We start from the raw sequence: 19,405 nt of genomic DNA on the forward strand, positions 1-19,405 counted from the left end.
AGGTCAGGCCGCGGGATCCTTGCCCCCGGGTACGTTGCGCCGGCAGGCCAGTAGAATAGGCCACGGACCGGCCCGGCGCAGTTGCCGCCGGACGCTGCCGAGGTGACATAGGCAGCCACAACCCAGCCCGGACCGCCGGGCCCTGCCCGCACCCAAAGGAACATCCCCACATGTCATCGCCCTCCCTGACGCTACCGTCCCAGGAACGCCCCGCGCGCCGCCGGCTGCTGGAAATCCTGGGCGCCCTGGCCATCGCCGGAACATATGTCTACCTGGTCCTCAACCAGCCCACGGACATCACCGGCGGTCCGGGCAGCGCGTCCGCCCTGATTGCCCTCTCCGGGTTCCTCGCCGGGGCAGTCCTGCTGGTCATCGCCGTCCTGCCCACGCTGCCCGCATCCACCCTGGTGCTGATCCCCGTGGCATTGGTCCTGAACATCGTGCTGGGCCAGTTCGTGGGCAGCACCCTGGTTCCCTTCTACCTCGACGCCATCGGCACCGTGCTGATCGCCGTCCTGGCAGGCCCGGCCGCCGGCGCGGCCACCGGCGCCCTCAGCAGCATCGTGTGGTCCTTCTTCAACCCCACGGTGCTGCCGTTCGCCGCAGGAGCCGCGCTGATCGGATGCCTCGCCGGGCTCGCCGCCCGCTACGGCCTGTTCCGCCGTTTCTACCTGGCACCTGTGGCCGGGTTCGTGACCGGCATCATCGCGGGCGTCGTCTCGGCCCCGGTAGCCGCCTTCGTCTTCGGCGGGACGTCCGGCGTGGCCACCGGCGCCATCGTCAGCGCGTTCCGGGCCATGGGGGACACCCTCCTGGCTGCCATCACCAAGCAGGCGCTGATCTCCGACCCCATGGACAAGGCCATCGTGTTCACCATCGTGGCCCTCCTGGTGTACGCGCTGCCGCGCCGGACCCGCCAGCAGTTCCCCTTCATCCGGCGCCACCGGGTGCTCGCAGGCAGGGACCAGGCCGCGGCGGCTGCCAGCCATGCCGAAACCCGGCCGCAGGACACCGCGCCGGGTACACGGCAGAACGGCTGAGCCGGCCCCCGTGACCGTACGTTCCGCGGCGGGGACAGCAGCGCCGGCCAGGCCGGCGCGGCTTAATCCGCTGACCCTCCTGGCAGCCGCCGGCTGCACGGCGGTCATGACGACGGCGGCAGCCAGCTGGGCTGTGTCGCTCGCCGTGACCGCGGCGTGCGTCGGCTTGTCCGTTGCGGGCGGCACGGCCCGCCGGGTGCTGCCCGCGGCTGCCGCCGTCCTGGTCCCGCTGGCGGTGTCGCTGCTGGTGCTGCACGGGTTGTTCTTCCCCGAGGGACGTACGGTCCTGGCCGAGTGGGGCCCTGCCCGTGTTACCGCCGAGGGACTTGGCTTCGCGGTGCAGCGGATCCTGCTCCTGGCAGCGGTGGTCCTCGCCCTGCTGGTGTTCTCGTTCAGCGTCAGCGTCCCGGACCTCGTGGCCGCACTGTCCGCCCGGGGTGTGGCGGGCCGGTTCGCCTTCGTGCTGGCATCCACGCTGACGCTGATGCCCGCGATCGCCGCACGGGCCGAACGCATCCGGCAGGCGCAGGAATCACGCGGCCTGGTGGTATCCCGCAACCTGTTCTCCCGCGCGGCGGCATTCCGGCTGCAGGCCGTACCACTGGTCCTGTCGCTCGTGGAGGACGCTGCCACCCGGGCCACCGCGCTGGAATCGCGCGGCTTCAGCGCCCCGGGGCCGCGGACCAGCTACCGGGAAGTGGCCGACTCCGGGATGCAGCACGTGGTGCGCCTCATCCTGGTAGTGGCGGCTGTGGCCGCAGTAGTGCTCCGCGTTGTGGCAGGCTCCGGTGGCTGAGCGAACGGCCGCCGGTGGCGCCGGTGGCGCCGGCAACCCGGATGCCGCTCACAGCGATGGAAGGCTGGCGCTGGCGGCGGACATCCGGGAGTTCACCTTCCACGATGGCACGGCACCGGCCCTGCATGATGTGGCCCTCTCCGTCGCCCCCGGCTCCTTCACTGCCATCCTGGGCGCGTCAGGCAGCGGCAAGTCCACCTTGGGGAAGCTCCTCGCGGGCTGGCTGGCCCCCGGCGGACACGGAAGGCTCACCGGGTTCCTGGAACTGTCGGGGACCCGGCTGGAGTTCGACGGCGGCGCCGACGATCCGCGGATCGACCCCGCCCGGTGGGGCCGGCACGCAGGGTTCGTGCCCCAGGACCCCGCAGCGATCCTTTCGACGGTCCGGGCCACCGTGGCCGAAGAGCTGGCGTTCGGCCTGGAGAACGCCGGGATGGAACGCAATGCCATGCAGGCCGCGGTGGAGCGTACTGCGGGCCTGCTCGGCCTTCAGGGCCTGCTGGACCGGGATCCTGCACGGCTCTCCGGCGGCCAGCTGCGACGCCTGGCCATTGGCTGCGCGGTCATCGCCGGCCCTCCGGTGCTGATCATGGACGAGCCCTTCGCCTCACTGGACGCCGCCGGCGCCCGGGACCTCGCCACGCTGGTGCGCCGCCTCGTGCAGGACGGAACCGCCGTCGTGGTCCTTAGCCAGGCCGTGGAACCGGCACTGCTGGAGGCACAGCACTGGCTCGTCCTCGAGGACGGCACGGCCACCGCCGCCGGCACCCCCGCCGGCCTGGCTACGGCCCCTGGACTGCCGGCAGCGGTCCGGCGCCCAGCGCAGGAAAGCCCAGCTCAGGAAAGCCCAGCACAGGAACGCCCAGGCCAGGGAGCTGTGCGGTCCCCGGCCAGGCCGGCCGCACCGCCGCCCGCCGCGCCCGGCGCGCCTGCCGCGCTGCAGCTGGCCGGCGTCTCCTTCGCGTATCCGGCAACCGCGGGGGTGGCAGCCGGACGCCGGAGGCCGGCACGCGGCAACTGGCGCCGGGATGCCGCGGGGGCAGGGAGCCTGGACCGCGGGCCGACCGTGCTGGAGGATATCCACCTGGCCGTCCACCCCGGCGAGGTCATCGCCGTGACCGGGCCCAACGGCGCCGGGAAATCAACCCTCCTGCGCCACTTCAATGGCCTGCTCCGGCCCACTGCGGGGACCGTGCTGGTGGCCGGCGGCGACATCGCGGGAGCGCCGGTGGGCCGGACTGCCGCGTCGGTGGGCCTGCTGTTCCAGCATCCCCGGGACCAGCTGTTCGAACGCACCGTCAGCCGGGAGGTCCGGTTCGGCCTGGACCGCCTGTTCCCGCCGGCGGTGGCGGCGGAGCGGGCGGCGGCGGCGCTCGAGGCGACCGGCCTGGCACGCTTCGCCGGGGAGCATCCGGCCGAACTGCCCGCTTCCAGCCAGCGCCTGCTGGCGCTGGCCACCGTCCTGGCCCGCAAGCCGGCAGTGCTGGCGCTGGATGAGCCCACCGTCGCACTGGACGGTCGCGGGCTGGCCCTCTTGGATGCAGCCGTACGGTCGGCGGCCGCGGAAGGCGCCGCCGTCGTGCTGGTCACCCATGACCTGGGCTACGCACGCCCGGCGGCGCACCGCATGGTGGCGCTCGACGGCGGCCGGCTGCTGCCGGCCTAGCTTTCGGCCGGGCGGGACGCCACCCCGGGGGCCAGGAAGCGGCGGCCGTTGACCCGTTCCGACGCGCCTGTCCGGTCCAGGTAGGGCGTGATGCCGCCGAGGAACAGCGGCCAGCCGGCCCCGAGGATCATGCAGAGGTCAACATCCTCCGGGCCGGCCACCACGCCCTCCTCCAGCATCAGGCCGATTTCCTCCGCCAGGGCGTCCTGCACCCGGTGCAGCACCTGCTCCTGCGTGGAGGGATCGGTACCAAACGACATCAGGTCCAGCGTGGCGGCAGGAATGGCCCGGGAGCCGTCCGGGGCGGTCTCCCATAAAGCCTTGACGTTGTTGTCGATGAGCTTGCCCAGGTTGGTGGAGACCGGGAACCGGTCCCCGAATGCGCTGTGCAGCGACTCCTGGACGTGCTGGGCCACCGGCAGGCCCACCATGGCGAGCAGCGTAAACGGCGTCATTGGCAGGCCCATCGGGCGCAGGGCATTGTCCGCGACATCGGCCGGGGTGCCTTCGTCGAACACGGCCGTGACTTCGCCCATCAGCCGGAGCAGGATGCGGTTGACCACGAACGCAGCAGCGTCCTTGACCAGCACTGCGTTCTTCTTCAGCGCCTTGGCCAGCGCGAACGCCGTGGCGAGCACGGCGTCTTCGGTGCGCGGGGCCCGGACAATCTCCAGCAGCGGCATGACGGCCACGGGGTTGAAGAAGTGGAACCCCACCAGGCGTTCGGGATGCTGCAGATCCTCGGCCATGGCCGTGACCGAGAGCGAGGACGTGTTGGTGGCCAGGATGCACTCCGGGGATACGACCGCCTCCAGCTCGGCGAAGACCTGTTTCTTGACGCCCAGTTCCTCGAAGACGGCCTCGATCACGAAGTCCGCGTCCGCGAAGGATTCCTTCGAGACCGAGCCCGTCACCAGGGCCTTGGTGCGGTTGGCGGCGTCCTGGCTGATGCGCTGTTTTGCCAGCAGCTTGTCCACCTCGGCGTGGACGTAGGCCACGCCCTTGTCCACGCGGACCTGGTCGATGTCCGTCAGCACCACGGGCACCTTCAGCTGGCGGGCGAAGAGCAGGGCCAGCTGGCCTGCCATCAGGCCGGCACCCACCACCCCCACCTTGGTGACCGGCCGCGCCAGTTGCCGGTCCGGAGCGCCCGCCGGCCGCTTGGCGCGCTTCTGCACCAGGTCAAGGAAGGCGTAGACCGTGCACCGGAACTCGTCGGTCTGCATCAGTTCGGCGAGGGTTTCGCATTCGAGGGCGGCGGACTCCGCCTGGGTCATGGTGCGGTTTGCCTCCAGCAGGTCCAGGACCTTGCCCGGGGCGGGGGCGGCGTTGGAGGTTTTCGCCTCGACCAACGCCCGTCCCGCTGCCACAGCGGCAGCCCAGCGCCGGGCGGTGTCCGGGCCGGCGGGGTCGACGGCGTTGGGCCGCTCCGGGACCACGTGGCCGCTGATGACCGTGGCGGCCCAGGCCAGCGACTGCTCCAGGAAGTCCGCGGGTTCGAAGAGGGCGTCGGCGATGCCCAGGTTGAAGGCCTGCGTCCCGCTGAGCGTCCTGTTGTTGCTGAGCGGGTTCTCGATCATCACCTTGACGGCGTTTTCGGGGCCGACCAGCCGGGGGAGGAGGTAGACGCCGCCCCAGCCGGGCACGAGTCCGAGGTAGGCCTCCGGAAGTGCCAGGGCGCCGGCTCCCGTGGACACGGTGCGGTAGGTGGACTGGAGCGCGATTTCGAGGCCGCCGCCCAGGGCCGCGCCGTTGATGAAGGCGAAGCTTGGAACGCCGAGGTTGGCCAGGGTTGCGTAGACGTCGTGGCCCAGCTGTGCCATCCATAGGCCGTGTTCGCGCTTTTCCAGCGACTTCACCGCGGACAGGTCCGCCCCGGCCACCAGGTAGTGGGGCTTGCCGGTGACGCCGACGCCCACGATCTCGCCGCGGGCGGCGCGTTCCCGGAGGGACTCGAGCATCGTGCCGAGCTCCACCAGCGTGTTGGGGCCAAGCGTGGTGGGCTTAGTGTGGTCAAGGTCGTTGTCCAGGGTGATGAGGGCAAAGGTGCCCGGGCCTGGTTTTCCTGCCGGTCCCGGGAGCTCGATGTCCTGGACGTAGGAGTGGGTGACGGATTCGTTGGGGAACAGGTCCGCCAGCTTGCGGAAATCTGCGGCGCTCATGCCAGGGCTCCTTCGGCGGTGGTGGTGGCTTGCCCAGTGCGGGTTCCGGCGTAGTCCGGGTGGTGCGGGTTCTCCCAGATGACGGTGGCACCCATTCCCAGTCCGACGCACATGGTGGTGATGCCGTAGCGGACGGTGGGGTCCTCCTCGAACTGCCGGGCGAGCTGGATCATCAGCCGGACACCGGAGGAGGCGAGGGGGTGGCCCACAGCGATCGCCCCGCCGTAGCGGTTGACGCGGGGGTCGAAGTCGGCGATTCCATAGTGTTCCAGGAAACTCAGGACCTGGACGGCGAACGCCTCGTTGATCTCGAACAGACCGATGTCATCGATGGTGAGCCCGGCGTTCGCCAGTGCCTTTTCGGTGGCCGGCACGGGGCCGATGCCCATGACCTCGGGCTCGACGCCGGCATAGGCGTAGCTGACCAGCCGCATCTTCACAGGCAGGCCCAGGCTGGCCGCAGCTTCTGACGACGCGAGGACCGCGGCCGTGGCGCCGTCGTTCAATCCCGCGGCGTTCCCTGCGGTGACCCGGCCGTGGGCGCGGAACGGCGTGCGCAGCGCCGCCAGGTCCGCCATGGTGGTTCCCGGGCGGGGTGGTTCGTCGGCGCTGTGGACGGTCCAGCCCTCGCCCGGTTTGCGGGCGGCGACGGGAACGAGGTCCGGCTGGATCCTGCCGGCACCGTAGGCGGCCGCCAGCTTCTCCTGCGAGGCCACCGCATAGGCGTCGGTGCGCTCTTTGGTGATGGTCGGGAAGCGGTCGTGCAGGTTCTCGGCCGTGTTGCCCATGTTCAGGGCCGCCGGATCCACCAGCCGCTCGGTCATGAACCGCGGGTTGGGGTCGGCGCCCGAGCCTATGGGGTGGTGGCCCATGTGTTCCACGCCGCCGGCAATGACCACGTCGTAGGCACCAAAGCCGATGCCGCCCGCCGTCGTGGTGACCGCGGTCATGGCCCCGGCGCACATCCGGTCGATGGCGAAGCCCGGCACCGAGCGCGGCAGGCCGGCCAGCAGCGCGGCGGTCCTGCCCAGCGTCAGCCCTTGGTCGCCGGCCTGGGTGGTGGCGGCAATGGCCACCTCGTCGATCCGCTCCGGCGGCAGGGACGGGTTCCTTCGCAGGAGGCCGCGGATGCACTTCACGATCAGGTCGTCGGCCCGGGTGCCGGCGTAGATTCCTTTCTCGCCGGCCCGGCCGAAGGGTGTGCGGATGCCGTCCACAAAGACGACGTCGCGGACAGTGCGCGGGGACGCGCCGCTTCCGTGCTGGCTCACGTGTAACTCCTCATCGAGACGTTGCGCGCCGGTGCATGCCGGAGGGCGGCAGCAGCCGGGGCGTCGGTCCCACCGATGTTACTCGTGAGTAACTTAGCTCGCAAGGCCGGTCCGGAGGCTACTGGCTCCCGGCGGCCGGGACGAGTTTGGGTTCCTTGGGCGGCAGCGGCTGGGGATTCAGGAAGGCGGCGGAGATCAGTGGGGCCGTGAGTTCCACCTGCCAGGCCCGGGCGCCCAGGGCGCGGAGCTCGGCGGCGATCGACTCGGTGCCCACATCCGCGGGGGGACGCCACGCCACGCGGCGCAGGTAGTCCGGCGTGAGCAGGTTCTCCAGCGGCAGCTTCAGCTCCTCGGCCTTCTGCTGCAGCAGCGGCCGGGCGGTGGCCAGCCGGGCCGCAGCTTCGGGGTCCCGGTCTGCCCAGACACGCGGCGGCGGCGGTGCGTTGGTGGCCAGGTGGAGCGGAGGCAGCTCCTCCAGCGCGCGGGCGGCGGCGATGCACCGGAGCCAGCGGGGTGCTTCGCGCTGCGCTGCGCGGCCGTGGAATCCCTTGGTGCTGAGGAGCTGGGGCACCGTGGCGGGCATGGCCTTGGCCGCGGCCACCAGGGCGGAGTCGGGGATGAGACGTCCGGGGGCGACGTCGCGCTTCTGCGCCAGCGCATCGCGCTCCAGCCACAGTTCGCGGACGGCCGCCAGCTGGCGGCGGTCCCGGATCTGGTGCAGTCCCGAGGTCTTCCGCCAGGGGTCCACCCGCGGCGGAGCGATACCGGCCTCCAGGATGGCGGCGAACTCCTGTTCGGCGTACTCCAGTTTTCCGTCCGCCTGCAGCAGTTCGACGAGTTCTTCGCGCAGCTCGCTGAGGACCTCCACGTCCAGGGCGGCGTAGCGCAGCCACGGTTCCGGCAGGGGGCGGGTGGACCAGTCGGCGGCGGAGTGTTCCTTGGCGAGTCCGAATCCCAGCAGCTGTTCGATCACTGCTGCCAGGCCGACCCGGGGCAGGCCTGCCAGCCGTGCGGCCAGCTCGGTGTCGAACAGTTTGTCGGGCCACATCCCCAGCTCGGACAGGCAGGGCAGGTCCTGGGTGGCGGCATGCAGGATCCATTCGACCCCGCGGAGGGCGTCGTTGATGATGTCCAGGTTCCCGAAGGGTTCGGGGTCGATCAGCCAGGTACCGGCGCCCTCCCGGCGGATCTGGACCAGGAAGGCCCGCTGCCCGTAGCGGAATCCCGACGCACGCTCGGCGTCAACACCGGCCGGGCCCGTGCCGGCGGCGATGGCGGCGGCGCACCGCTCCAGTCCGGACTGTGTTTCGATGACCAGCGGAACGCCGTCCCGGGGGGCGTCAAGGTCGATGATTTCGGGGATTGGGCTGTCAAAGCCCTCCACCGTGATGTGGGGTGCGGCAGCATCAGCCGGGACGCCGGCTGTGGTGTTATCCGGAATGTTTGGGGTCATGGTGCCCCCAGTTTACCGGCCCGGCCCGGCGCCGTTCCCTGCCGCAGGGCCGCGGCTTCCACGGCCTAGCTCCGGCGCCGGTGCGGAAGGGCGGTGACGCCGTCGGGCAGGGGTGGCAGCCCGGCGAAGGTGCACACCATGTCGGACCAGGCTTCAAGGTGGGCCGTGACGTCCGCCGAGGCGGGCGTCCAGGACGCGCGCAGCTCAATGTCGATGGAGCCGGGACGCCCGGCGAGGGTGCCGAAGCTTTCGGACAGGACGCGGGTGGCGGTTCCGCCGGCCGCCCGGTACGGGGCCTTGTGGTTCTCCAGCGCCTCCACCAGCCACGTCCAGGCCACGGTTCCCAGCATCTGGTCGTTGCCCATCTCGGGCTCGAGTTCGGCCCGGATGTAGGTGACGATGCGGAACTCGCCGTCCCATACCGCCGAGCCGTCCGGGTCGTGGAGCAGGATGAAGCGGCCGGTGGCCAATTCGGTTTGCTCCTCGTCCGGCGTTCCGGAGGCTGATGCCAGGGCCATGGCCGCCGGTCCGTGGACGGGGGTGGCAGGGGCCCCTGACCCGGGTGCCAGGACCTCGGCGCCGAGGGCGACGGCGAAGGGGGCCAGGCGCGCGGGGGCGGGAATTTCCGCCAGGTGCAGTTCCTTGCGGCACTGGGCTTTCCTGAGGGCTCCCAGGGCATGGAGGAAATCCGGTGGAACCTGGTCGAGTGCGTTCACCATGGCAGATTACGCAACCGGGCGGGGCCGGGCGGGTAGGCTCGCCGTCGGCGGCCGTTCAGCCCGCCCGGCCGCCGTGGTAGTCCCGGAGTTCGTGGCGGATTGCGGCAGCGAACGCATCAACGTCCTCCTCGGTGGTGTCAAAGGAACACATCCACCGGACTTCGCCGGCGGCCTCGTCCCAGTCGTAGAACCGGAAGGATGTCCGCAGCCTGTCGGCAACGCCGGGGGGCAGTACGGCGAACACGCCGTTGGACTCGGTCTTCTGGGTGGGGCGGACGCCGTCGATGGTGTCGACGGCGGCTCGCAGCCGGGCGGCCATGGCGTTCGCATGGGACGCTGAGCGGAGCCACAGGTCGCCGTCCAGCAGCGCGATGAACTGGGCTGAGAGGAAGCGCATCTTGGACGCCAGCTGCATGTCCATCTTGCGCAGGTACACCAGCCCGTGGGCGGCGTCGGGGTTCAGGGCCACCACCACTTCGCCGAACAGCAGCCCATTCTTGGTGCCCCCGAAGGACAGGATGTCCACTCCCGCGTCCCGCGTGAAGGCCCGCAGCGGCACGCCGAGGTGTGCTGCGGCGTTGGCAAGCCGGGCCCCGTCCATGTGCAGCTTCATGCCCTTGGCATGGGCGTGGTCGGCAATGGCCCGCACCTCCTCCGGCGTGTAGCAGGTGCCCAGTTCCGTGGTCTGGGTGATGGAGACGGCCAACGGCTGGGCGCGGTGTTCATCCCCCCATCCCCAGGCTTCCCGGTCGATCAGGTCCGGCGTCAGCTTGCCGTCAGGGGTGGGAACATGCAGCAGCTTCAGGCCGCCGATGCGTTCCGGGGCACCGTTTTCGTCCATGTTGATGTGGGCCGTGGAGGCGCACACCACGGCACCCCAGCGGGGGAGCAGCGACTGCAGGGACAGGACGTTGGCGCCGGTGCCGTTGAAGACGGGGAAGCACTCGATGCCCGGGCCGAAGTGTCCGGCCATCAGTTCCTGCAGCCGGGCGGTGTAGTCATCCTCGCCGTACGAGACCTGGTGCCCGTCATTGGCCGCTGCCAGCGCGGCGAGGATTTCGGGATGCACGCCCGAGTAGTTGTCGGAGGCAAAACCTCGTACGTTCGGATCGTGCAGGCGCAGTGCCGCCACGGTGTCTGCTGTGGTCGTCATGGGGTTGCTCACGCTTTCAGTGTAGGTACAGTCTCGTTGGATGCCGTCACGGCGGGGCTCAGCCGGCCAGCCGGAGCCGGACTCCGTTGAGTTCCGCGGCCGGGGTGGTGAAAAGCCGGACGACGGCGGCGGCCAGTTCCTCCACGTCCGTCGCCCCCGCGAAGGACCGCTCCGGAGTGCGGCGCCGCTGTGCCTCGTCCACCAGGGCCTTCACCACCAGGACGACGGCGGCTGCCCCGCCGCCGGCTTCCTCCGAAGCGCGCCGGAAGCCGTCCGCCATGGCCATCGTCCATGCTTCCGCGGCAGCCTTGGCCGCGACGTAGTTTGCTATGGGCGCCGCCGGGTTTTCGACGGTGGTCGAGGAGACCATGGCGAACCGGCCGCGCGGGGAGCGGGCAAGGTCCTCGAAGAAGACCCTGCCGACGTTCCGCAGGGTGGTGATGGCCCCCCGTGCCAGGAAGTCCCAGTCCTCGTCGGACTGGTCGGCGATCCCCTGGGCGCCGCGCCAGCCGCCCACCAGGTGGATGACGGCGTCCACCGTGCCGCCGGCTGCCGCGATGTCGCGGCGCAGCTGCCGGACGCCGTCCAGGCTGGCGAGGTCGCACACCAGGGGAGTGGCGCCGTCGCCCGCCTGCTGTGCGGCGGCAGCGATCCGCTCCTGGTCGGAACCGACGGTGAACACCCGGTGGCCTGCCCCGTGCAGGGCGCGGGCGACGGCAATCCCGGAGGGGCCGCTGCCTCCGGCGACCAGGACTGTCAGCGTGGGTGGGTCCTCCGCGCGGGGCTGGCTCACAGCGCTGAGCTGCCGGTGATTCCGGCCGTCGACTCGATGACGGGGCGCATTTTCTTCTCCAGGGCCTCATAGAACATGGACAGCGGGAATTCGTCGTCCAGCACCTGGTCCGTCAGTCCACGCGGCGTTCCGGCCAGCGGCAGCGCCTCCGGCCCCTTGGCCCAGACGGACGCGGGGTTGGGGGTGACGGTGGCCGACACCAGTCGGTAGGCGGCCAGCCAGTGCGCCGTCTTCGGCCTGTCGATGGAGCGCCAGTAGAGTTCGTCGATGCTGGCGCCCAGGGCGATGACCGCGTCCGGCACCTCGTCCCAGTCGATGGTGAGCCGGGTGTCGGTCCAGTGCAGCACGTGTTGCTGGTGCAGCCAGGCGAACAGGAGCTGCCCGCCCAGTCCGTCGTAGTTGCGGACCCGGCTGCCGGTGATGGCGAAGCGGAAGATGCGGTCGAAGATGATGGCGTACTGCACCAGTTTCGCGTGCCGGCGGGCTTCGGGATCGGCGTCGTCGTCCTTTTCGATCCGGACCGATTCCCGGAAGGCGGTGAGGTCGCAGCGCAGTTCCTCGAGGGAGTACAGGAAGTAGGGCATGCGCTGCTTGATCATGAACGGATCGAACGGCAGGTCGCCGCGCATGTGGGTCCGGTCGTGGATCAGGTCCCACATGACGAACGTGGCCTCCGTGAGGTCCTGGTCCGCGAGCAGTTCCGCGGCGCCCTCCGGCAGCTCCAGGGACGTGATGTCGGCGGCGGCCTTGAGGACGCGGCGGAACCTGGCGGCCTCGCGGTCCGCGAAAATGGCGCCCCACGTAAAGGTGGGGGTCCGGCTGACGGCCACCGTCTCGGGGAAGAGGACTGCCGAGTTCGTATCGTAGCCGGGCGTGAAGTCCAGGAAGCGGATGGGCACGAAGAGCTTGTTTGAGTATTCCCCGGCCTCCAGCCCGGCAATGAACTCCGGCCAGATGACCTCCACCAGGACGGCTTCGACCAGCCTGCTGCTGCTGCCGTTCTGGGTGTACATCGGAAAGACCACCAGGTGCTGGAGGCCATCGCGGCGCAGTTCCTGCGGCTGGAAGGCGACGAGGGAGGACAGGAAGTCGGGGACTGCGAACCCGCCGGCCGCCCAGGCCGAGAAGTCCTGGCAGGCGGCGTCGAGGTAGCCGGCGTCTTGCGGGAAAACCGGGGCGAGGGCCTGGATGGCTTCGGTGATGGCGCGGACGTGCCCGGCAGCCTCGGGGTGGGCGGCGGCGTCCGGGATGGAGCCGTCCTGGACCTGGAATGCCTGGAGTGCGGTGGCCGCGCCTTTGAGGCGCAGCCAGTCGGGATTCTGCGCTGAAATCCCCGTTGTGGCGGTGGCCAGGGTCTCTGTCATCGTCGGCTGCCTTTCTGTTTGCGTGCTTCTTCGGCGAGCGTAGCAAGCAAACAGTAGGACTTATCTAAAAACGTTGCGAGCCCAAGATACTCTTGGGCTCGGCATGCTGGGAAGCGGGTCGAGGCCAGGTCCCGGCTGGCGCATTCAGGAGGCGGGGGCGGCCTCGTCCGGCTCCGCGTTTTCGCTGGTCACGAGGCGCAGGGACACCGAATTGATGCAGTAGCGCTGGTCGGTGGGAGTGCCGTAGCCCTCGCCCTCGAAGACATGGCCCAGGTGGGAATCGCACGAGGCACAGCGCACCTCAATGCGGTCCATGCCCAGGGTGCGGTCGTGGATGTAGCGGACCTTTCCCTCAGCCAAGGGGGCCCAGAAGGACGGCCAGCCGCAATGGGAATCGAACTTCTCGTTGCTGGTGAACAGTTCAGCCCTGCAGGCGCGGCACTGGTAGACCCCAGCAGTGTGGGTATCCCAGTACTCGCCGGTGTAGGGCCGCTCGGTGCCGGCCTGGCGGAGCACGTGGTACTCCTCCCGGGTCAGCTCCTCGCGCCACTGCGCATCTGTCTTCTCGACTGCTGCCTGGTGGCCGGTGCCCTGTGTGCCGGCGCCCACCATGCCCGTTGCCTTGTTGCCGAAGATGCTGTTTCCAAAAATGCTCATAGCACTACCAACGCTCAGGAGTCGCCGATAAATCCCGAGCCTGCATACAGGTGCAGCACGGGCACGCCGAGCTGGTCCTGCGCCTTGTTGGCCCAGTCAGTGTGGAACGTGTCCGCCACCGCGTGCGGCCTGGTGATGACCACTGCCTGCGTGGCTCCTGTTTCCCGGACCTTCGCGACGAGGCCGTCCACGGCCCGGCCGTCCACCACTTCGCCCGTGACGCCCGATCCCAGCCCGGCCAGGGCAGCGAGCGAGGCCGCCAGCGTTTCATCCGCATGGGCGCGCTCGGTGGCGGGGTCCGGATGGCGGGCGGAGAGTTCCCGGAACGCCTTGGCGATGTCCAGCATGGACAGGTTCTCCAGGAAGTCCACCAGCAGGTGCCGCTCGGTGTTCGCGGGCACCAGGACCAGCAGCTGCGTGTCCGTCCCGTTGACCAGGCGTTCGATGTTCAGGCGGTCGTCCGCACCCAGGGGTTCTTCGGTCAGGATGACGATGGGATCACTCATGGCCTTAGCCTAGCCCTGCCGATGCCCTGCCGCACTCAGGAACCGGCGCCGGGTTTGCCGGCCGGTCCACGGCCCGGATGCCGGCATCCGGCTACCGGGCAGTAAGAATAGTCGCATGGCACTTTTTCCCCGAACACGCCCCGCGGCCCCGCCACGCCCCCACGAAGCTGGCGTGACGTCGTCGCGGGCAAAGTGGGCCGCCGCCGGCGCCATCGCCGGCGGGTCGGTGGCCGGCCTGCTGGGCGCGGGGTCCTCCGCGCTCGCGGTGTACTTCGCGCGCCGGGTCATCACCCCTGCCCGCCAGCGGACGGCGGACAAGGAATTGCTCGCCGTCCTCAGGGACGGGCAGACGCAGCAGGTGATTTTCGCAGCCAACGACGACACCGTGGTGGACGGCGTCTACGGGTTCTTTTTCGACGGCGGCAAAGGCCATGCGCGGATCGGCCGCATCATCTCCTACTCACCCTCGGAGCGGACCGTCCTGCGCGAGGTTGAGGCCGTGTACAGCGGGGACCTCGCCGCGGCAAGGTGGGGATGGTGGAGCGGCACGGTCTATCCCGAGCCTGCCGCCGCCGGAATTCCCGCAGAGGACGTGGCCATCCCGGTGGAGCGCGGCGAAGCGCCGGCGTGGCTGGTCCGGGCACGGGGCCGGGCACGCACGTGGGCCATCATGGTGCACGGCCGGGGAGCCACCCGCCAGGAGGCGCTGCGGGCTGCCGGGCCGGCGCTGGAACTGGGGTTGACCAGCCTGCTGGTGTCCTACCGCAACGACGGCCTGGCACCCTCCGCGGACGACGGGCGGTACGGGCTCGGGTCCACCGAGTGGCGGGACATCGAAGCTGCCATCGAGTACGCGGTGGCCAACGGCGCCGAGGAAATTGTGTTGTTCGGCTGGTCCATGGGCGGGGCCATCTGCCTCCAGACCGCGGACCTGTCCCGATACCGCCACCTGATCCGGGCGATGGTGCTCGACGCGCCGGTCATCGACTGGGTCACCGTGCTGGCCCATCACGCCCAGCTGAACCGGATCCCGTCACTGGTGGGCCGGTACGGGCAGTTGATGCTCGGCCACCCGCTGGGCCGCCGCCTCACCGGCCTGTCGGCGCCCGTGGACCTGAAGGAGATGGACTGGGTCTCGCGGGCGGTTGAGCTGCGGACGCCTACCCTGATCATCCACAGCGTCGACGACGAATACGTGCCCTACGGACCGTCCGCCCGGCTGGCCGAGCGCAACCCGGAGATGGTGACGTTCGAGACCTTCCACCAGGCCCGGCACACCAAGGAATGGAACGTGGACCCCGAGCGGTGGGAGCGCCTGGTGAAGGCCTGGCTGCGGCAGCAGCTCGCTCCCCGGCTCAACCCCGGGGCCGCCTCCTAAAAGAGCATCGAACGGCCGACGCCGGCACGGGCTTAGGTGCAGGGGCCGGCGAACCGGCTTCCATACTAGGCTTCGGACATGGGAGCAGAAAGCAGTCCAGCGTACGTGGGCAGCGGGTACAGGCGGCCCGCCGGACTTTCCGGCGTGCTGGCAGGCCTTTCGGACCTCGTGGCGGCACCACCGGGCAGGCCCCGGCAGGCATCCCTGTCTCCCTTGGACGCCATGGCGGTGGGGGACGTGCCCGTATGCACCCCGCAGGACGTGGACGCCGCGGTCGCCGGCGCGCGGCGGGCCCAGCGGTCCTGGGCCGGAACCACCGCGGCCGAACGCCGGGCGGTGGTGCGCCGGTTCCGCAGCCTGCTGCTGGGCCATGAGGAGGACATCCTGGACCTCGTCCAGGCGGAGAGCGGCAAGTCGCGCCTCAGCGCCTTCGAGGAACTGGCCGACGTCGTCCTGACCGCGAACTATTATGCCCGCAACGCTGAACGGTTCCTCCGTCCGCTGCGGCGGAAAGGCGCGGCGCCAATCCTGACCCGCACTTTCGAGTACCGGCTGCCGAAGGGCGTCGTGGGCGTGATCAGCCCCTGGAACTATCCCCTGACCCTTGCCGTGTCGGACGCGATCCCCGCCCTCCTGGCGGGGAACGGCATTGTCCTTAAACCCGACTCGCAGACACCCTTCACGGCCCTGCTGATGCTGCGGCTGCTGCGGGAGGCCGGCCTCCCCAGGGACCTGTTCCAGATTGTCACGGGGCCAGGACCGTCCATCGGCGCCGCGATCGTCGAACGCGTGGACTTCCTCATGTTCACCGGATCCTCCAAGACCGGCCGGGTAGTGGCGCAGCAGTGCGGGGCACGGCTGATCGGCTTCTCCGCCGAACTCGGTGGCAAGAACCCCATGCTGGTCCTCGCCGACGCCGACATCGGCAAAGCGGCCAGCGGGGCCGTGCACGCCTGCTTTTCCAACGCGGGCCAACTGTGCGTCAGCATCGAACGGATCTACGTCCACGCCGAAGCCTACGACCGGTTCCTGGAAGCGTTCACCGCCGAAGTGAAGGCCATCCGGATGGGACCGGGCCCGGACTGGGACATCGGCATGGGGTCCCTCATCAGCGCCGGACACGTCGAAAGGGTGGAGCGCCACGTCCAGGATGCGCTCGCAAAGGGCGCCCGGCTGGTGACCGGCGGCCGCAGGAGGCCGGACCTGGGGCCGCTGTTCTATGAACCCACCGTCCTGACGGGCGTCACCGACCACATGCTGCTCTCCCGTGAAGAGACGTTCGGGCCCGTGGTCGCCGTGTACCGCGCAGCGGACGACGATGCCGCCGTGGCCATGGCCAACGATTCCGACTTCGGCCTGAACGCCAGCGTCTGGTCCGCCCGCCACGGCGCATCCGTGGGCCGCCGGCTGCTGGCCGGCACCGTCAACGTCAACGAGGGGTACGCCGCCACGTGGGCCTCGCACGACGCACCCATCGGCGGGATGAAGGATTCCGGCCTTGGGCGCCGGCATGGCCGCGAGGGCCTCCTCAAGTACACGGAGCCGCAGACCGTCGCCGTGCAGCGCCTGCTCCCGGTGGCGCCCGCCCCCGGCATGACGAACAAGGCATACGCCGGAACCATGAGGCGGGCCATCACGCTGATGAGCGGCCTGCCCGGACGGCCCGGGAAGTCTGTCCCTCCCGGGACGGGAGGGGACTGACATGGCCAAAGGAACCGGGCTGGGCGGCGCAACCGTCCTGGTCACAGGAGGCGGCAGCGGCCTGGGCCGCCGGCTGGCGCTCGGCGCTGCGCAGCGGGGGAGCCGCGTGGTCATCTGGGACATGGACGCCGGGCGCGGCGCAGGCGTCCGCGACGAAATCCGGGCTGCCGGCGGGGACGCAGAGGCCATGGCCGTCGACGTGACGGACAAGGACGCCGTGAGCGCCGCCGCAGCCGGCGCAGGCCGGGTCGACGTCCTGGTCAACAACGCAGGCGTGGTGAGCGGGCGGCACCTCCTTGATGCGGACGACGAAGCGATCGAACGGACGTTGAAGGTCAACGTCCTGTCCCTGTACTGGGTCACCCGCGCTTTCCTGGGCGGCATGGCGGGCCGGCAACAGGGCACCGTGGTCACCATCGCCAGCGCAGCCGGCCTGGTGGGGGTGGCACGGCAGACCGACTATTCCGCCAGCAAGTTCGCCGCCTTCGGCTTCAACGAATCGCTCCGGGCCGAACTGCGCGCCAACAGGCACGGCGTCAACACCTTGGTGGTCTGCCCCTACTACATCGACACCGGCATGTTCGAGGGCGTCCGGACCCGGTGGCCCCGGCTCCTTCCCATCCTTCGCGAAGAAGACGTGGCCGCCAAGGTCCTCGACGCCGTCGAGTCCGGCAGGCAGCAGCTGGTCCTGCCGCCCGTGGTGAATCTTCTGCCGGCCCTCCGGGTGCTGCCGGTGGGAGTCTTTGACCGGCTGATGGACGCGTTCGGCGTGAACCGGACCATGGACCATTTCACCGGCCGCCGGGGCGGTGAGCACGCGGGGACGGCGGAGCGGTAGGGGCAACAGCCCCCCACTTCCGGAAGGGGGCGAATGCCCCTATCGGTTGCGGCACGGCATTCCTACCCTGACTTGCAAGGGGGGCACAACCGGAACAGCAATCGAAATGGGGCCCACAATGCGCATTACGAGGCGACGATTCCTGCAGGCCGGTGCCGTAGCCGGCGCGGGGGTCCTGACCCAGGGTTACGGCAACGGCACGGGCAGGGCCCTGGCGGCGCCGCCGGGTTCCGCGGCGTTCACCGAGCAGTTGCCGGGCCTGGCTGAACTGGGCGTCATTGACCTGACGGCCGGGGGCGGTACGTCGCTGTGGATGCGCAATGCACGGCACCGGTTCCAGGCAGGCATGGGCCTGACCGACACCCTCGCCTACCAGGAAGCCGGCACGGCACGCACCTACCTCGGACCTGTGATCGTTGCCCGGAAGGGCACGGCCACCAGCCTCACTGTCCACAACGACATCGGCCGGCACCCGCTCGCTTTCGCCGTCGACCCCTTACTGGCGCCGGCCGGCAGCGACGACGGCAGGTCGCCCAGGGCGGCCGTCCACCTGCACGGCGGCAACACCAGGCCGGAGTCCGACGGCGGCCCCACCCAGGTCATCCTGCCGGGCGGTTCCTACACCTACCACTACGGCAACAACCAGGACGCCGCCGGCCTGTGGTACCACGACCATGCGCTGGGCCTGACGCGCCTGAACGTGTATGCGGGGCTTGCGGGCGCCTACCTGCTGCGGGACACACCCGGCAGCGGCATTGATACCGGGGACGGAACGCACCTGCCCCCTCCGCCGTATGAGGTGCCACTGCTCATCCAGGACCGGATGTTCACCGAGGACGGTTCATTTGCCTACCCGCCGAACCCGGACCTGGCCGGTGAGGACGGTACGCCCCGTCCCTGGGCACCCGAATTCTTTGGCGACGTGGCGACGGTGAACGGGAAGTGCCGGCCCAACCTCGACGTGGACCGGGGACAGTATCGCCTTCGGATGTTCAACGGCTCCAACGCCCGGTTCTACGACATTAAGTTCGTAGCCAACGGCTCGGCTGTGCCGTTCAAGCAGCTCGGGTCCGACGGCGGCCTGCTCGATGCTCCCGTCAGGCTCAACCGGCTGCTCATCGGGCCGGGCGAGCGGGCGGACCTGGTAGTGGACTTCGCCGGGTTCAAGGCCGGCACCACCGTCGTCCTGGAGAACAGCGCCCGGGTGCCCTTCCCGGACGGGCCGGAGTCCGTCCGGCGCGGGGGGATGCCGCTCCGGCAGATCATGCAGTTCACCGTGCAGTCCCGGTCCGGCTACGACGTGCCCGTGCCGGACCACCTGCGGGCCCGGCCCATCACCCGGCTCGCGGACCTGCCCACCGCCACCCGGCCGATGGCCTTGGTGGAGGTGGCCAACGGTGACGACGTACCCATCATGGCGCTCCTGAACAACCGGACCTTCGACAGCCCCGATATCACCACCGTGCGCAGCGACACGCTCGAGCAGTGGGAGCTCATCAACACCACGGGGGACGCGCATCCCATCCACCTGCACTTCACCCAGTTCCAGGTGGTCGGGAGGCAGAAGTTCGACGTCGACGCGTACCTGTCGGCCACAGGTTTCGTGGATGGCGAAACGGGCCTGCTGGTGCCCGGGCAGGGAAGTACCGTGCCGGCCACGCCGTTCCTCATCGGCCGGGAGAAGGCTGCCCCGGCCAACGAACGGGGGTGGAAGGATACCGTCGTCGCCATGCCCGGCGAGGTGACCAGGATCCGGGTGCCGTTCGGTGCGGGAGCGGCAGGCGGAGCCCCGTTGGCCATCGGTTCATCCTTCACGGGGGAGTACGTCTGGCACTGCCATATCCTCGAGCACGAGGACAACGACATGATGCAGCGGTACGTGATCGAATAGCGCCGGCCGCCGCGGAG

At 70.1% G+C, this 19,405-nt stretch carries 16 protein-coding genes; 7 read left to right on the top strand and 9 right to left on the bottom strand.

The window, feature by feature from the left end; genetic code table 11:
- Positions 1-170 precede the first annotated feature (170 nt).
- The 3 genes from ACYSM9_RS08755 to ACYSM9_RS08765 are packed head-to-tail and all read left to right on the top strand — an operon-like array spanning position 171 to position 3,502.
- Entirely contained in the window at positions 171-1,040 is an 870-nt protein-coding gene (locus ACYSM9_RS08755) for an ECF transporter S component (protein ID WP_461856598.1), read from the top strand.
- A 10-nt stretch (positions 1,041-1,050) separates the two neighbouring features.
- Entirely contained in the window at positions 1,051-1,836 is a 786-nt protein-coding gene (locus ACYSM9_RS08760; RefSeq protein WP_461856599.1) for an energy-coupling factor transporter transmembrane component T, read from the top strand.
- Positions 1,829-3,502 (top strand): ABC transporter ATP-binding protein, encoded by a 1,674-nt coding sequence (locus tag ACYSM9_RS08765; RefSeq protein ID WP_461856600.1) that lies wholly within the window; start codon positions 1,829-1,831, stop codon positions 3,500-3,502. The genes ACYSM9_RS08760 and ACYSM9_RS08765 overlap by 8 nt, the downstream gene beginning before the upstream one ends.
- Here ACYSM9_RS08765 and ACYSM9_RS08770 read toward each other — a convergent pair.
- From ACYSM9_RS08770 to ACYSM9_RS08810, 9 genes are all read right to left on the bottom strand, one after another.
- Positions 3,499-5,664, bottom strand: coding sequence for a 3-hydroxyacyl-CoA dehydrogenase NAD-binding domain-containing protein (locus ACYSM9_RS08770; protein ID WP_461856601.1), 2,166 nt, complete (start codon positions 5,662-5,664; stop codon positions 3,499-3,501). The two genes, ACYSM9_RS08765 and ACYSM9_RS08770, sit on opposite strands and share 4 nt — an antisense overlap.
- Positions 5,661-6,935 carry a thiolase family protein gene (locus ACYSM9_RS08775; RefSeq protein ID WP_461856602.1) on the bottom strand — a complete coding sequence of 425 codons (1,275 nt, stop codon included), beginning with the start codon at positions 6,933-6,935 and terminating at the stop codon, positions 5,661-5,663. Before ACYSM9_RS08775 ends, ACYSM9_RS08770 begins: the two co-directional genes overlap by 4 nt.
- A 118-nt stretch (positions 6,936-7,053) precedes the next feature.
- The gene (locus ACYSM9_RS08780) at positions 7,054-8,388 is read right to left on the bottom strand and encodes an HRDC domain-containing protein (protein ID WP_461856603.1); all 1,335 of its coding nucleotides are present in this window, start codon (positions 8,386-8,388) and stop codon (positions 7,054-7,056) included.
- A 65-nt stretch (positions 8,389-8,453) separates the two neighbouring features.
- Entirely contained in the window at positions 8,454-9,107 is a 654-nt protein-coding gene (locus ACYSM9_RS08785) for a DUF3000 domain-containing protein (RefSeq protein WP_461856604.1), read from the bottom strand.
- 55 nt (positions 9,108-9,162) lie between these two features.
- Positions 9,163-10,260, bottom strand: a complete 1,098-nt coding sequence (locus ACYSM9_RS08790) for a threonine aldolase family protein (protein WP_461856605.1) — start codon at positions 10,258-10,260, stop codon at positions 9,163-9,165.
- Positions 10,261-10,318: 58 nt separating this feature from the next.
- Entirely contained in the window at positions 10,319-11,053 is a 735-nt protein-coding gene (locus tag ACYSM9_RS08795) for an SDR family NAD(P)-dependent oxidoreductase (protein WP_461856606.1), read from the bottom strand.
- Entirely contained in the window at positions 11,050-12,417 is a 1,368-nt protein-coding gene (locus ACYSM9_RS08800) for a DUF6421 family protein (protein ID WP_461856607.1), read from the bottom strand. Before ACYSM9_RS08800 ends, ACYSM9_RS08795 begins: the two co-directional genes overlap by 4 nt.
- 144 nt (positions 12,418-12,561) lie before the next feature.
- A complete protein-coding gene (gene msrB / locus ACYSM9_RS08805; RefSeq protein WP_461856700.1) occupies positions 12,562-13,029 on the bottom strand; it encodes a peptide-methionine (R)-S-oxide reductase MsrB in 468 nt (155 codons plus the stop codon).
- A 59-nt stretch (positions 13,030-13,088) separates the two neighbouring features.
- Positions 13,089-13,580: a hypothetical protein gene (locus ACYSM9_RS08810; protein WP_461856608.1), complete on the bottom strand. Its 492-nt coding sequence runs from the start codon at positions 13,578-13,580 to the stop codon at positions 13,089-13,091.
- A gap of 115 nt (positions 13,581-13,695) precedes the next feature.
- On the opposite strand from ACYSM9_RS08810, the gene ACYSM9_RS08815 reads away from it, so the two are divergent.
- The 4 genes from ACYSM9_RS08815 to ACYSM9_RS08830 all read left to right on the top strand — a co-directional run bounded on the left by ACYSM9_RS08815 (position 13,696) and on the right by ACYSM9_RS08830 (position 19,388).
- Positions 13,696-14,958 (top strand): alpha/beta hydrolase family protein, encoded by a 1,263-nt coding sequence (locus ACYSM9_RS08815; RefSeq protein WP_461856609.1) that lies wholly within the window; start codon positions 13,696-13,698, stop codon positions 14,956-14,958.
- A 78-nt stretch (positions 14,959-15,036) separates the two neighbouring features.
- A complete protein-coding gene (locus ACYSM9_RS08820; RefSeq protein ID WP_461856610.1) occupies positions 15,037-16,659 on the top strand; it encodes a succinic semialdehyde dehydrogenase in 1,623 nt (540 codons plus the stop codon).
- Between the two features lies 1 nt (position 16,660).
- Positions 16,661-17,497, top strand: a complete 837-nt coding sequence (locus ACYSM9_RS08825; protein ID WP_461856611.1) for an SDR family oxidoreductase — start codon at positions 16,661-16,663, stop codon at positions 17,495-17,497.
- 118 nt (positions 17,498-17,615) lie between these two features.
- On the top strand, positions 17,616-19,388 hold the full coding sequence (locus ACYSM9_RS08830) for a multicopper oxidase family protein (RefSeq protein ID WP_461856612.1): 1,773 nt from the start codon (positions 17,616-17,618) through the stop codon (positions 19,386-19,388).
- Positions 19,389-19,405 lie beyond the last annotated feature (17 nt).

It is taken from the genome of Arthrobacter sp. C152, from assembly GCF_054890965.1.